This window comes from Actinoplanes sp. CA-131856 (genome assembly GCF_050956135.1).
Taxonomy (GTDB): domain Bacteria; phylum Actinomycetota; class Actinomycetes; order Mycobacteriales; family Micromonosporaceae; genus Actinoplanes.
On record NZ_CP191849.1, the window covers coordinates 5,582,008 to 5,596,142 of the forward strand.

Genomic DNA, 14,135 nt, shown 5'->3' on the forward strand with positions numbered 1-14,135 from the left:
GGGATTCCGTGGATCTGATCGACGCCCGAGAAGCGTGGGAAGAAGCATCCGGGGCACGGCTTGACGACGGGCAGGCCGAGCGGCTGGCCGACTCGTGCCGGCGCCGGGCGGAACTGCTCGGTGGCGGAGGTATCCGTGCCCATGCCGTGCGCTATCCGGCTGACAAGTGGCCCGATCTGCCGGGCGGCGACGGTGACGGCCGGACGATCACGCGCGGGGCGGTGTTCGACATCGCCGGCGGCCCGGCGATCGACGTGTTCACCGCGAGCTACGTCTTCGGGATGGGGACCGCCGGATACGGGCGGAGCCGGTACGACCGGATCCGCTCCGGCACGCCCGGGCTGGCCGGGGATCTCGAGCGGGTACGGGAGATCGGGTGGTGCCAGGGGGTGGTCGTCGCCTACGCGCAGTTGTACGGCGGGAAGAACTACGACCAGCGCCGGGCGGCCGGGGAGGGGCCGTGGTCGCGGATCGCCTCGTACGGACCGGCCTTCTTCACCAAGTTCCTCTACTTCACCGTGCCGGGCGGGCTGATCCTGGACGCCCGGCTGGCCCGCCGGGTGGCGCGGCTGACCGGCAGCGAGTACGGCTATCTCAAGAACGGGCGTCCCGTGGCCTGGACGCCGTACCGGTACGCGGTCTACCTGCACTGGATGCGCCAGTCGGCGGCGGCGGTCAGCCGGTACAGCGGCTCGCGGGTGGTGAGCCCGGAGCTCTTGGAGCTCACCCTCTTCGACCTCAACCTCTCCGAACTGCCGGACCGCGTGGACGCCGGCCCGGCCGCGGCGGAGGAAACGGACGACGGCGAGGCCGCGGACTAGCCCCGGCCGCGCTTCACCACGGCCCGGACGGCTCGGCGGCCCGCTTTGAGGCCGCCGAGCACAGCCTTGCCCGGGGCGGTGGCGGAAAGGACGGCGTTGATCTGGCGGACGCGTTTGAGCTCGGCGTCGCGGCTGCCGATCTGTTGTTCGTAGAAGGCGTGCTTGGCTCGGGCCTCGGCCAGCTCGCGGGTGAGGCGGTCGCGGTCGGCGGTCAGCTCGCGCACCGATTCCGGAGCCCGGCGGCCGGGCAACGGCGGAATGCCGGCGGGTTCGACCTCGCGACCGGTCATGGCCGCGATCAGGGCGGTCAGCTCGGCCTCCTCGGCCGGGGCCGGCCAGAGGTGGGCGATGTCGCCGTGGATGGCGGCCGCCGCGAAGTGCCGCAGCGCCACCAAAGGGTCACCGCCGGCCGCGAGCGGAATCAGGGCATCAGCGCTGACCACCGGAGTCGACCCGTCGGCGGGTCCGACGACGATCTGGGCGGCGGGGACGCCGGCGGTGGGGCTCTTCTGCCAGGTGGTGAGCAGCTCCCGCATGGTGGGCAGGTCGCGCTGCTGGGCGGCGGCGAAGAGCCGGTCCTCCAGCGTGCGGCCGCGCGGGAGTTCGGTGGCGGAGACGGCCCGGCCGTCCACCACCGCGTCGGGCGTGGCCGGCCCACCGGAATCCCGGTCCGCGATCACGACCCAGGACGGGGCCAGGTCGGCGGCCAGCCCGTGACGTAGGGCGCGAATGGCCAGCGCAGCCGGATCAGCCAAAGTAGCCGGATCAGCCAAAGGCGCTGGTGAGGCGGCGAGGGCGGCCGGCGGCACCTCAAGCGTGAAACCGGCCAAGGTCGCCGACAGGAAGCCGGCCACGTCGCGGTTCGCCAGCAGGGAGCGGCTCAGCAGGGCGTTGCCGTACGCGGCGTACTCGCGCTCGGTCGACAGGCCCGCGGCGGCCAAGCGGTCGCGCAGGGCGGCCAGGCCGGCCGGCCGGCGCGGGTCGCGGTCGTCGGCGACCAGCCACTCGTCGTCGGTCAACGGGCGGGGCAGGGTCAGCAGGCGGTGCAGGCCGAACAGGTTCTCCACCGACAGCAGCAGGCGGCCGCCGGGGCGCAGCATGGCCAGCAGGTGGGCCAGGCGCTCGTCCCAGCCGTCCAGGGTTTCCGCCTCGACCGAGCACAGGCGGTCGAGGCCGTCGAGGGCCACGATCGTGTCGAAGGCTGGTGACGCCGCCGCCTTCTCCAGGCTGCCGCACCACACCTCGACGCCCAGGGCGCCCACCTCTTCGGCGTCGGCCTGGCCGCGGAGCAGGACCGTGACCTGGCCGGCCGGCAATGCGGAGATCAGCTCTCGCGTGTGGGGGCCGGCTACGAGCGTACGACCGGAAATGGTCTTGACCAGAGGCAGCAGGGACTTGCCCGCCGGAGCGCGGTCGGACCAGTTGAGCATCTCGCCGCCGAGCAGGGTCACGGTCATGGGGTCATTACTCCGGTCAGTTCGATGTCCTCGGTGCTGCGCGGTACCGGCCAGCCGAACAGGCGGCGCAGCTCGGCCGGCGGCAGCAGGCGGTCGGCGCCGAGCTCGGCCACGGCGATGCGGCGCGCGGTCTCCAGGTCGACCTCGGCACCGATCATGTCAGACCACTCGCGCAGGATGCGGGCCTGCCCGCCGAACGCCGATTTCTCGTTCTCCAGCTGCATCGGATCGCCGTAGACGGCCGGCTCGCAACCGGCCAGCGTGCCGTAGAAGACGGCGCTGCACAGCCGGTTCGAGGCCACCCGGGAATGTCTGCGCAGCTCGGCGAGTTGGCGGTAGAGGAACCCGGGATCCAGGTCCTTCCACCAGCCGCCGCGATAACCGTGGCAGATGACCCGGAAACCCGCTTTCTCGTACGTCGCCCGCACGCTCCGGTCGCGATATTCCTGCCAGTACAGGCAGACGGTGACCGGACCCGGCTCGGTCTCCTTGATCTCGGCGATCAGGCCCTCGTGGCTGCCCAGGATGTGCTGGCCCTCCCAGCCGTGGAAGGGATACCAGATGGTGCCCGCACGCTCGGGCGTCTGGTCCGGCTCCAGGGCCAGGAGATACGCCCAGGGGGCGCCCACCACGTACACATCGCGCCGCCCGAGCGACCAGGCGCGGCGGCGGACCCGCTCGGACCAGACGAACTTCGCCACGCCCGGCACGAACTCGTGGTCGGGGGCGAGGCCGTCGCCGATGTTCCAGCCGTGCTGGAGGTAGCCCTGGATCCGTGGGGCCTCGTTGTCGTCGAGGCCGCAGTAGCGGGCCAGGACGGCCGAGTGACCGTAGTAGTGGTTGGCGTGGTGCACGCCGCATTCCATACCCCGCAGACGTACGGCGGGCAAACTCCCGATGGCCCCCGTGTTACCGTTGGCGGCAGTTGGATTCCAGAGCTGGCCTCCGCCCCTGGACTTCCCCGCCGTGAGTCTTCCGGCACCTCTCTTCCCACTCTCCTCAGGAGTGCTCTGTGAGTGAACCCTACGTATCCACACCTGTCGATGCTTTACTCGACATCGTCGATGACCGCGCCTGGCTGCGCGCCGACGGCTACCTGCCAGGACCCAAGGACATTCCGGTCAACATCCATGACGTACGCCGTCACGGCCTGCGCCGCGGCGACCGCGTACAGGGAACCGCCAAGCGCGTGGGCGCCAAACCGGCCACGCTCCAGATCGACCCGGTCGGGAAACGCCCCGACTTCTACGAGCTGACCTCGCTCTATCCGCAGGAGCGGCTCCGCCTCGAAACCGAGCCGCACATTCTCACGACCCGGGTCATCGACCTGGTCACGCCGATCGGCAAGGGCCAGCGCGCGCTGATCGTGGCCCCGCCCAAGGCCGGCAAGACGATCATCCTGCAGCAGATCGCCACCGCGATCGCCGTGAACAACCCCGAGTGCCACCTCATGGTCGTCCTCGTCGACGAACGCCCCGAGGAGGTCACCGACATGCAGCGCACGGTCAAGGGCGAGGTGATCGCGGCGACGTTCGACCGCCCACCGCACGAGCACGCGGCCGTGGCCGAGCTGGCCATCGAACGCGCCAAGCGCCTGGTCGAGCGGGGCGAGGACGTAGTCGTGCTGCTCGACTCCATCACCCGGCTCGGACGGGCGTACAACCTGATGGCCCGCGGCGGCGGCCGCACCCTGAGCGGCGGCCTGGACTCGACGGCCCTCTATCCGCCGAAGCGCTTCCTGGGCGCGGCCCGCAACATCGAGGGCGGCGGCTCCCTGACCATCATCGCCACGGCGCTGGTCGAGAACGGCTCGGCCATGGACACGCTGATCTTCGAGGAGTTCAAGTCGACCGGCAACGCCGAGCTGAAACTCGACCGTTCCCTGGCCGAGTCCCGCCAGTTCCCGGCGATCGACCTGTTCGCCTCCGGCACCCGTCACGACGAGACCCTGCTGACCCCGAGCGAACGCGCGGTGGTCACCCAGGTCCGGCGGGCCCTGTCCGGCTCCGACCGCCGCGACGCCATGAAGCAGCTCCTCGACCAGCTCCGCGCGACGGCTTCCAACCGCGACTTCCTGCGCCGCGCGGCGCTGGCCCTGGCCGCGTGAGGTACGTCCTCACGGGCGCACCCGGCTCGGGAAAGACGGCCCTGCTGCGCCAGTTGGAGATCGCCGGCTACGCGGTGGTCGAAGAGGCCGCCACCGACGTCATCGCGCTGCGCCAGGCCCTGGGTGTCGCGGAGCCGTGGCGGGAACCCGGCTTCATCGACCACATCGTCGACCTCCAGCGCCGCCGCCAACTAGCGGCGCCCGATCGGGGAATCGTGTTCTTCGACCGCTCCCCCGTCTGCACGCTGGCCCTGAGCCGCTACGCCGGCCGGGCTCCGTCCCCCTTGCTCCTCGCCGAGATCGAGCGGACCGAACACCTCTACGCGCGGACGGTCTTCTTCGTCCGCCACCAGGGTTTCGTGCAGCCGACAGCCGCGCGCCGCATCAGCTTCGAAGACGCGCTGAGATTCGAGCGGATCCACGAGGAGACGTACCGCGAGGTGGGTTTCACTGTGGTCGAGGTGCCGGCCGCACCCCTCGAGACCCGGACCGCCGTGATCCGCGACCGGCTGGGGCCCGGCCGGTAAATGTGTTGATCCCTTCCGCCGGCATCGACCAAGATGCCCGCGTGAGTGTCTACCTGAACACCGAACGCCTGACCATGCGCCAGTTCACCACCGGCGACGCCGACCGGCTGATCGAGTTGGACAGCGACCCGGCGGTCATGCGCTTCCTGTCCGGCGGCGAGCCGACCGCGCCCGACGACGTCCGCGAGCGCATGCTGCCCGGCCTCCTGACCGCGTACGAGAGGTGGGAGGGCAAGTTCGGGCTGTTCGCCACGGAGGAGAAGGAGAGCGGCGCCTTCATCGGCTGGTTCCTGCTGCGCCCCGAGCGGGGCGGCCCGCTCGACGAGGTGGAGCTCGGCTACCGCCTGCGGCAGGCGGCCTGGGGCAAGGGTTACGCCACCGAGGGTTCGAAGGCGTTGCTGGACAAGGCGTTCACGGAGCTCGGCGTGCGCAACGTGTGGGCCGACACGATGGCCCTGAACGTGGGTTCGCAGAACGTGATGAAGAAGGTCGGCATGACGTTCACCGGCACCCTCGAAACGCCCCCGGACATGATGAAGGTCGAAGGAGCCGAGCTCGGCGGGGTGCGCTACGAGATCACCAAGGAGCAGTGGGGGCAGCTCTAGACGGCGAGTCAGTTGTTGTGGCGGGCCGATGTGGGCCGGGAGCGGATCCAGGCGCAAAGGTCGATCATGGCCTGGGCCCGGGAGACCTCGGTCGGGGTGAAAGCCGGCGAATGGCGCGTCAGGTAGCGCGGATGGCCGGTGGCGTCGTGCAGCGTGGCGCTGTGGGTGGTGTGCGGGGCCGGGGTCTCGGTCAAGTCGGCGGACAAGAGGCTTCGGAGGGCCTGCTCCACCGTCGGTGAGCGGCGGGCGATCGTCAGCGCTCTCGTGGCCGGGTCCACCAGGTCGTGGATGTCGGCTCTGGTCAGTTCGGTCTGTTCGCCGCCGCCGGTGGTCACTGTGCCGATCACCGCGGCGGGAGCCACGCCGCGCGGGACGGCGATCAGCAGCTCGTCGACCGCCCCGTGTTCGGCCGGGTGGATCTGGATGGCCAGGATGTTGATGCCCTGGTCGGCGCGGCGGCCGCTCAAGCGGGCCAGCGTGCCGGGGCGGTCGGGCAACGTCGTTCGCAGGCGCATCAGTTCGCGGTCCTCGGCCGGGATGGCCAGCAGGTCGGGCATCGCGGTGTGGCGGTTCGGGGCCGGGCGGCGGCGGCGCGTCCAGCGGCGGCGCACCAGTGCGCCGGCCACCAGGATGCCTCCGCTCGCCATCAACATCGCCTCGCCGTGTGCTCGCTCGCCGAGCAGGGTGACGAACAGGTGGGCGGCGCCGACCGCGAAGAACACGGCAGCCACTTCGATCAGGTCGGCGGCCCAGTGGGACGCGCGGAATCGGTCGATCGGCTTCATGAGGTCCAGGATCCGGGGCTGTCGTGTCAGAACCGATGACTGGCTGTGTCGGTGACGAAAACAGCGCTACCGTGCGGCATGGGCCTCTTCGGATTGACGCTCGTCGTCGCCGCCGGGGTCGCCCTCGTGCTCGTGGGGCACCGCATGCTGCGGCGGCGGGCCCGGCGGCGGGAGGAAGGGCGGTTCCGGCGGCTCATCGAGGCGGGCTGGCTGCCCTGCCCCCGGTGCGACGGGTCCGGCAAGGTCTCGACGCCGGCCGGCTATCTCGGCGCGCCCGTCTTTCAGGTCTGCGGGCCGTGCGGCGGTGAAGGCATGCTGCCGCCGCTCTAAGGTCGTGATCATGAGTGTGCAGGAAGTCGTCGACCGGGTGGTGGCCGCCACGCCGGGGGTGTCGTGGTCGATCTCGGTGCCGGGCCGGGCCGAGCACGCACCCGGGACCAAGCTCCGGACGGCCAGCATCGGGAAGCTTCTCCTGCTCATGGAGACCGCCCGGCGCTTCGAGAGCGGCGAGCTCGACCCGGGCGAGCTGCTGCACCGCGATCCCGCCCTCGCGGTGGCCGACTCGGGGCTGTGGCACCTGCTGGCCGTGGACGCGCTGCCCGTGGCCGACGTGGCCGCGCTGATCGCGGCCGTCAGTGACAACTACGCCACCAACGTGCTGCTCCAGCGGATCGGCCTCGACACCATCGACGGGCTGGGCTTCGAGCAGACGGCACTGCTCGATTTCGTCCGCAACAAGCGCGAACCGCACCATCCGCCCACCCTGTCCACGGGATCGGCCGGGGAACTGGCCGCGCTCATGGACCGCGTCGCCACCGGGGAGACCGGTGTCGAACGGCGGATGCGGGCCTGGCTGGGCACCAACACCGACCTGTCCATGGTGGCGAGCGCCTGGCACGCCGACCCGCTGTGGCATCCGGCCGAGTTCGGCAACAAGACCGGCACGGACGACGGAATCCGGGCTGAGGCCGGCTTCCGCGGCAACCAGCCGTACGCCGTACTGACGAACTGGGATCCCGCCCAGGGTGACCGGACCGCCGAGGTCCTGGCCGGCATGCGGGAGATCGGCGAGGTCCTCCGTTGAGGTGGCAGATGTTGGACAGAACCGGTATTGGCCGATAGTCCAGTGGCGGAGGCCGTTGATCAAGGCAGAATGACAAGTGGGATGGGTGTCGGACCCCGCCAGGCGACATCCATGAAAATGGGCCCGGATCACTCCGGGCCCATCCCCTTGTCAGATCACGGAGCCGGGTACTCGTTGATGTAGACCGGCACACCGATCTTGGTCGTGTCCGCCGCCTCGCCCACGCCGTTGACGACGTGGTCGATGGTGCCGGCGGCCAGGTTGACCGTCATGATGTGGTGCAGTTTCACGCCGGGACGGTTCGGGACCTCGAAGCCGTTCTCGGTGTGTATCGACGGGTTGTTCTGGTTGAAGACGTAGACGCCGCCACCGTAGAGCGTGTGGTTGCGCACCTTGTCGCCGACCTTGTAACCCGCGTAGCCCTCGACCTTGCCGTTCATCCAGTCGGCCTGCGTCGGCGGGTCGTACGGCAGCTCGTTCTGGTAGAGGACCGTGGTGCCCTTCTCGCCGTTCCAGACGGTGTTGTACTTCTGGAAGTGCTCGACGAACAGACCCGTCGCCACCACGTTGTCACCGTTGATGATGGCGCCGTACCGGCCGGTGTTGGTCTTCCACCGCTCGGTGTCACCCGAGAAACCCTCGACGCCGTGGTCCGCGCGCCACACCCAGGTGTGGTCGATGAGCACGTTGTCGCTGTTGACCTCGAGCGCCGTGTCGGTCTTGCCGATGTGCGGGCCGCCCACCCGGAAGTAGACGTCGCTCAGGGTCGTCGGGTTGGCCGGCGAGCTGAACTTCAGGCCGTGCTTGTCGCCGACCTGGAGCAGGGTCTTCGACTCCTTGAGACCGGCGTCGATGGTGACGCCGGCGACGATCACGCCGGGCACGTCGGCGACCTTCAGCGGCGTGGCGCCGTTGACGGCCGTCAGCGTGGCGTGACCGATGCCGAGCACGACCTGGTTCGGCCGGCGCACCTGGATGCTCTGGTCGATGTCGTAGACACCCGGCGTGAGCAGCAGGTTCTTGCCCAGCAGGAGCTGCGCGTTGATCAGCCACTCGGGGTCGGACGGCTTCGCGACGAAGAAGTCGCTCAGCGGGATCGTCCGGCCCTCGGTCAGGTCCTCCGACCAGGAGGTGCCGCTGGTGTTGCGGTGCGCCGACGGGACGCGGACGTTGTACTTGCCCTTGGCGTCGACGAACAGGTACGGCTTCTCCCGGCTGAGCGGGTTCTTCTCCAGGGTGGTGTACGGCGGGTTCGGGAACGTCGCGTCGTCGGGCGCGCCCTCGACACCGGCGAACACCTGGTTCCAGACGGCGTTCGACCACTGGCCGACGCTGCTGTTACGGGTGAGCCACTGCTGCTGCGAGCCGTTGGTGACGTTGCCGAACTTCGAGTCGGCGATGAAGCCGCCGCTGGCGTACTGCGGACCGGCGGTGCAGTAGTCCATCAGCGTGAAACCGCCGTCGACCTGGAGCCGGCGCATCGAGACGGCCTGGGAGACCGCCCAGAAGTTGGCGCCGGCCCGGCAGCCGTCCTGCCCGGCACCGTTCACCTTGATGGACAGGTTGGACAGCGTACGCCAGAAGTTGACCAAAGCCAGGCAGTTGCTGGTGCCGCCGTCGGCCAGGCAGCGGTTGTAGACCTCCACCTTGCCGTTGATGACGACGTCGGACGGGGACGCGCCCAGTCCGGAGACCTCGGTGTAGTAGCCCACCTTGATCTGCAGCGGGTGCTCGTCGGTGCCGTACGTGCCCGGCTTGAACAAGAAGGCGTACCGCTGGGTGCCCATCTCGTTGTCGACCTGCTGCGCGTGTGCGGCGTCGAGCTTGGCCTGGATCTCCGCGATCGGCGTGCTCGGATCGAAGATCGTCACGTTGGAGCCGAACGACGGTGTGTTCTTGCCGGCGGCCGCCGGTGAGGCGGACGCCGGGGTGCCGGTGAGCGAGGCCGCGATGACCACGGTCAGCCCGACGGCGAGGAAACGCCGAAGGCGCATGCGGTGAGGTCCTTCCGTTAACGGGGAGGCAACAAACTGGATCACAGGAAGCAATAGACGCCACCGCATGTCAAGGCATGCCCATGCGTGAATCGCCAGTGATCGGACATCTCGCCGTGGTTCCGGAACCGTCCTTGCCCGAACGGTCATCGGCGGCGTCCTGAAGACGCCGGTACCGGTTCCGGGATCGGTGTCGGAAACGCGTCGCCGCGGGGGCGCGCCGTCTTCCGGCCTTCTAGCGTGATCACATGCGCTTCCGCCTTCTCGGGCCGCTCGAGGTCCGGTCCGACGACGGGACTCCGATCGAGGTGGGCGGGTCCAAACCGCGGGCCCTGCTGACGCTTCTTCTCAGCGAGGCCGGCCGGGTGGTCAGCATGGACCGCGTCGTGGTCACGCTCTGGGGCGGCACTCCCCCTCCGGGAGCGGTCAACACCGTTCAGGCGTACGTCTCCCAGCTGCGCCGCCTCCTCGGCAAGGACCTGATCGTCACCCGCTCCCCCGGCTATCTCGCGCGGGTGCCCGGGGACGAGCTCGATGTCGTACGCCTTCCCGGCCTCCTCGCAGCGGCGGCCCGCGACGGGGACACGGCCGGGCTGACCGAGGCCGTGGATCTCTGGCGTGGCGAGCCCCTGGCCGACCTGCCCGCCGACACGGTCGTGGCGGCCGAACGGGCCCGGCTGACCGAGCTGCACCTGCTCGCGCGGCAGCGGCGGGCGACGGCGTGGAGCCGGGACGGCCGCACCGGCGAGGCGGTGGCCGAGCTGGAACGCCTGGTGGCCGAGCACCCGCTGCGCGAGGGGCTGTGGGCCGCCCTGATCGAGGCGCTCTACGCGGCCGGGCGCCAGGGCGACGCGCTCGACGCGTACCGGAAATGTGCCCGGACTTTGGCCGGCGAGCTCGGCATCGACCCCGGCCCCGAGCTGCAAGCGCTGGAAAGGGCCGTCCTGCGGCAGGAACTACCGGCCGCCCGGCCGGGACACCCCGGGCAGGCCGAGCGGCCGCTGGTCGGCCGCGCCCACGAGCAGGCCCGGCTGCGGGAGGTCCTGGCCGAGGTGACCCGCGGCAGCGGGGCCGTGATCGTGCTGGAAGGCGAGGCCGGCATCGGCAAGACCCGCCTGGCCGAGGCGTCCGCGGCGATGGCCGGCGCCCAGGGCTGGCGCTCGGTGTGGAGCCGCTGCGCCGACGACGACGGCGTGCCCCCGCTGTGGCCGTGGCTCCAGGTGCTCGAACGCCTCGGCGGCGGCCCGTTGCACGCCGGTGCCGACGCCGACCCCGACCAGTCCACGTTCGCGCTCTTCCACGAGCTGCGCCGCCGGCTGGCCGGCGCCGCCACGGCCACGCCGCTGCTGGTCGTCCTGGACGACGTGCAGGCCGCCGACACGACCTCGCTGGGGCTGCTCGCGCTGCTCTCGCGACATCTCGACGGCGTACGCCTGCTGGTGGTCCTGACCGTCCGCACCCTCGGCGAGCAGCTGCCGCCGCCCGTGGTCGAGTGCCTGGCCGCGCTGGCCCGGGAGCCGCGCGCCCACCGGTTGCAGCTGACCGGCCTGACCGCGGCCGACATCCGGGAGCTGGGCGCCGGGGACCTGGCCGGGGCCGTGCACGAGCGCACCGACGGCAACCCGTTCTTCGCCGGGGAGCTTCTCGAGCTCATCGCGGCCGAGGGCCGGGCCGATGTGCTGCCGCCGTCCGTGCGCGATGTGCTGAGCCGGCGCCTCGACCGGCTGCCCACGGCCACCGTCGAGCTGCTGCGGCTGGCCGCCGTGATCGGCCGCGACGCCGACCTGTCCCTGCTGGAGGCGTCGTCCGGCACGGACCCGGCCGAGGTCATCACCCGGTTGGAGCCGGCCGTGGCCGGCCGGGTCCTGACCGCCGTCCCGGCCGAGTGGCGGTGGCGTTTCAGCCACGCCCTGGTGCGGGAGACGCTGCTGGCCGGGCTCAGCGGCATCGAGGCGGCCCGGCTGCACGCCCGGGTCGCCGCCGCCCTGCAGGACGGCGGGGCCGAGGTGGACCGGCTCGCCCATCACTACTTCCAGGCCGTGCCGGTGGCCGGTGCCGGGCCGGCCCTGCGCTATGCGAAGGAGGCGGCCGCGGCCGCCCGCGAGCAGCACGCGCACGCCGAGGCGGCCGGGCACACCCGGCGGGCGCTGTCGCTGGCCGGCGGCGACGCGGCCCAGCGGCACGGGCTGCTCGTGGCGCTCGGCGACGACCTGCTGCGGGCCGGGCTGCTCACCGAGGCCCAGGACGTGGTGGCCGAGGCGCTGGCCGTCGCCCGGCGGCTCGGCGACCGTGAACGGCTCGCGGCGGCGGCCAGCGTCTGGGGTGGGGTCACGCTGTGGAACTGGCGTGGCTACGGCGTCGTCGACGAGGAGCTGGTGGCCCTGCTGGAGGATCTGCTCGACGGGGCCTGCCCGCGTGACCGGGCGCGTCTGCTGGGCACGCTCGGCGTCGAGCTGGCGTACAGCAGTCGTTCCGACGGTTCCGGCTATGCCGCGAAGGCCGTCGAGCTGGCCCGCACGCTGGACGATCCGGTGCTGCTCGGCCGCACCCTGAACAACTACCTGATCGCCACCTGGGGCTCGCCGGACCGGCCCGCACGCTGGCTGGGGGCCATCGACGAAGCCCTCGCGGCCTCCGTTCCCGTCCGTACCCGGTTCTTCATGCTTCTGCACCGCGGCCCGCTGCGGCTGCACCTGGGCGACGCCGGCGGATTCGCGGCCGACCTGGCCGCCGCGACCCGGCTCGGCGCCCGCCTGACCGGCCCCGACGTGCGGCCCCACCTGCTCTATCAGGAGACCGGCCGGCGCATGCTGGCCGGCGACTGGGAGGTCGCACAGGACCTGTCGGCCCAGGCGTACGAGCAGTATCGCCAGACCAGCATGTGGGGCGCGCAGTTCTGCCGCGCGCTGCACGAGTTCACCTTCCGCCGCCGCGACGGCCGGCTCGGCGACGTCGTGGACTCCCTGGTGGCCGTCGCCGACGATCTCGGCATGCCGCTGATGCACGCGCTCGCGGTGGTCGCCACGGCCGAGGCGGGCGACGTCTCCGGGGCCGGACGGCTGCGCCGTCGCTGGCCCGACGTGGTTCCGCTGGATTGGACCACCGACTCCCTCCTGGCCGTACGGGCATGGAGCGCGCTGGCCGTCGGCGGTGACCTGGCCGGGGCGTACGCGTCGCTGCTCCCCTATCAGGGACGGCAGGTGGTCGTCGGCACCGCGGGAGCGTGCTGGGGTTCGTACGACCTGATCCTGGAAGAGCTGGCGACCGCAATGGGAGCCGGCCCCAAGGATTCCTCAAGCTTGTTCTTCAGCGAACCGCAAGCGGTCCCCGGCACAGTCAGGACGTCTTCGCAACGACCCTGAAGGGACCATCATGATCACCGTCGACGACCTGGCCCGCAGCCTCACCGGCACCGTGGCCTGGCCCGGCGAGCCCCTGTACGCCCGGCTGACCGCCGGCTTCAACGCCGCCATCACCGCCACCCCGGCCGCCGTGGTGGAGGCCCGCGACCCGCAGGACGTGGTCGCCGCCGTCCGCTTCGCCGCCGCGACCGGCCACCCGGTCGCGGTCCAGGCCACCGGCCACGGCCTGGCCGACACCCTGGACGGCGCGATCCTCGTGCACACCGGCCGCCTCGACGAGTGCGTCGTGCACCCCGACGGCTGGGCCCGGGTCGGCGCCGGCGTCCGCTGGCAGCAGGTGCTCGACGCGGCCGCCCCGCACGGCCTGGCCCCGCTGTGCGGCTCGGCCCCGGGAGTGGGCGTCGTCGGATATACCACCGGCGGCGGCCTGGGCCCGGTCGCCCGCACCTTCGGCTGGGCCTCCGACCGGGTGCGGGCCATCGAGATCGTCACCGGCGACGGCGAACTGCGCCGGGTCACCGCGACCGAGTCGCCCGACCTGTTCTGGGGCGTGCGCGGCGGCAAGGGCGCGCTGGGCATCGTCACCGCCCTCGAGTTCGACCTGGTGCCGCTGCCCACGATCTACGCCGGCGCCCTCTATTTCGACGGCGCCGACGCCGCGGCCGTCCTGCACACCTGGCGCGCGTGGACGTCGTCGCTGCCGATCGAGGCCACCACGTCGATCGCCTTCCTCCAGCTGCCGCCCCTGCCCGGCGTCCCGCCGCCGCTGGCCGGCAAGTTCACGGTGGCCGTCCGCTTCGCCTGGACCGGCTCTTCCGATCAAGGCGCCGAGGTGCTCGCTCCCCTCCGGGCCACCGCCATCCCACTGATCGACACCGTGCGGACCATCCCGTACGCCGCCATCGGCTCCATCCACGCCGATCCGGCCGATCCGATGCCGGTCCACGAGGCCACCGACCTGCTGCGGGCGCTCCCCGCCGAGGCCGCCGACGCCCTGCTGGCCGTAGCCGGCCCGGCGTCGGGCTCCCCGCAGGTCATCGTCGAACTGCGCCACCTGGGTGGCGCCCTGGCGGCCGAACCGGAACACCCGAGCGCCGTATGCCACCGCGACGCCGCCTTCACCCTGATCACCATCGGCGTCCTGGCCCCACCGATCGCCGGGGCGGTGCCCGCACACGGCGAACAGGTCCGGGCCGCCCTCGCCCCGTGGTCCACCGGCGGCGCCCTGCCCAACCTGGGCGCGGCCACCGGTCCCGAGCGCATGTCCCGCTCGTACGACCAGCCCACGCTGGCCCGCCTGACCGAACTGGCCGAACGCTACGACCCGGCCAACGTCCTGCGCTGCGGCCAGGTCCCCGTCCGAGCGGCCTGACCCGATACCGAGGCCGGCCCG

General features: G+C 71.7%; 11 protein-coding genes and 1 pseudogene. 8 read left to right on the forward strand and 4 right to left on the reverse strand.

What is annotated here, in order from left to right; genetic code table 11:
* Nucleotides 1–8: 8 nt before the first annotated feature.
* The gene (locus ACQP2X_RS25930) at nucleotides 9–821 is read left to right on the forward strand and encodes an 8-oxoguanine DNA glycosylase OGG fold protein (RefSeq protein WP_498686197.1); all 813 of its coding nucleotides are present in this window, start codon (nucleotides 9–11) and stop codon (nucleotides 819–821) included.
* On the opposite strand, the gene ACQP2X_RS25935 is transcribed toward ACQP2X_RS25930, so the two are convergent.
* Nucleotides 818–2,278: a class I SAM-dependent methyltransferase gene (locus tag ACQP2X_RS25935; RefSeq protein ID WP_498686199.1), complete on the reverse strand. Its 1,461-nt coding sequence runs from the start codon at nucleotides 2,276–2,278 to the stop codon at nucleotides 818–820. The genes ACQP2X_RS25930 and ACQP2X_RS25935 overlap by 4 nt on opposite strands.
* Nucleotides 2,275–3,132 (reverse strand): hypothetical protein, encoded by an 858-nt coding sequence (locus ACQP2X_RS25940; protein ID WP_498686200.1) that lies wholly within the window; start codon nucleotides 3,130–3,132, stop codon nucleotides 2,275–2,277. The genes ACQP2X_RS25935 and ACQP2X_RS25940 overlap by 4 nt, the downstream gene beginning before the upstream one ends.
* 158 nt (nucleotides 3,133–3,290) lie before the next feature.
* On the opposite strand from ACQP2X_RS25940, the pseudogene rho reads away from it, so the two are divergent.
* The 3 genes and pseudogenes from rho to ACQP2X_RS25955 all read left to right on the forward strand — a co-directional run.
* Nucleotides 3,291–4,385 (forward strand): annotated as a pseudogene (gene rho, locus ACQP2X_RS25945) (transcription termination factor Rho); the annotation flags it as partial.
* Nucleotides 4,382–4,912, forward strand: a complete 531-nt coding sequence (locus tag ACQP2X_RS25950; RefSeq protein WP_498686202.1) for an AAA family ATPase — start codon at nucleotides 4,382–4,384, stop codon at nucleotides 4,910–4,912. The pseudogene rho and the gene ACQP2X_RS25950, both read left to right, overlap by 4 nt.
* Nucleotides 4,913–4,953: 41 nt before the next feature.
* Nucleotides 4,954–5,517, forward strand: coding sequence for a GNAT family N-acetyltransferase (locus ACQP2X_RS25955; RefSeq protein ID WP_498686204.1), 564 nt, complete (start codon nucleotides 4,954–4,956; stop codon nucleotides 5,515–5,517).
* 8 nt (nucleotides 5,518–5,525) lie between these two features.
* Here the strand turns inward: ACQP2X_RS25955 and ACQP2X_RS25960 are convergent, their stop codons facing one another.
* Nucleotides 5,526–6,302 carry an ACT domain-containing protein gene (locus tag ACQP2X_RS25960; RefSeq protein WP_498686206.1) on the reverse strand — a complete coding sequence of 259 codons (777 nt, stop codon included), beginning with the start codon at nucleotides 6,300–6,302 and terminating at the stop codon, nucleotides 5,526–5,528.
* 78 nt (nucleotides 6,303–6,380) lie between these two features.
* Here ACQP2X_RS25960 and ACQP2X_RS25965 point away from each other — a divergent pair, with 78 nt between their 5' ends.
* Both ACQP2X_RS25965 and ACQP2X_RS25970 read left to right on the forward strand, forming a co-directional pair.
* Nucleotides 6,381–6,632 (forward strand): hypothetical protein, encoded by a 252-nt coding sequence (locus ACQP2X_RS25965; protein WP_498686208.1) that lies wholly within the window; start codon nucleotides 6,381–6,383, stop codon nucleotides 6,630–6,632.
* Between the two features lie 10 nt (nucleotides 6,633–6,642).
* Nucleotides 6,643–7,386, forward strand: a complete 744-nt coding sequence (locus ACQP2X_RS25970) for a serine hydrolase (protein WP_498686210.1) — start codon at nucleotides 6,643–6,645, stop codon at nucleotides 7,384–7,386.
* Between the two features lie 155 nt (nucleotides 7,387–7,541).
* Here ACQP2X_RS25970 and ACQP2X_RS25975 read toward each other — a convergent pair whose 3' ends face one another.
* Nucleotides 7,542–9,380, reverse strand: coding sequence for a pectate lyase-like domain-containing protein (locus ACQP2X_RS25975; RefSeq protein WP_498686212.1), 1,839 nt, complete (start codon nucleotides 9,378–9,380; stop codon nucleotides 7,542–7,544).
* Between the two features lie 248 nt (nucleotides 9,381–9,628).
* Here ACQP2X_RS25975 and ACQP2X_RS25980 point away from each other — a divergent pair, with 248 nt between their 5' ends.
* Together ACQP2X_RS25980 and ACQP2X_RS25985 are read left to right on the forward strand one after the other, a co-directional pair.
* On the forward strand, nucleotides 9,629–12,742 hold the full coding sequence (locus ACQP2X_RS25980) for an ATP-binding protein (protein ID WP_498686216.1): 3,114 nt from the start codon (nucleotides 9,629–9,631) through the stop codon (nucleotides 12,740–12,742).
* Between the two features lie 10 nt (nucleotides 12,743–12,752).
* Nucleotides 12,753–14,114, forward strand: coding sequence for an FAD-binding oxidoreductase (locus tag ACQP2X_RS25985; RefSeq protein WP_498686218.1), 1,362 nt, complete (start codon nucleotides 12,753–12,755; stop codon nucleotides 14,112–14,114).
* The last annotated feature ends 21 nt before the right edge of the window (nucleotides 14,115–14,135 follow it).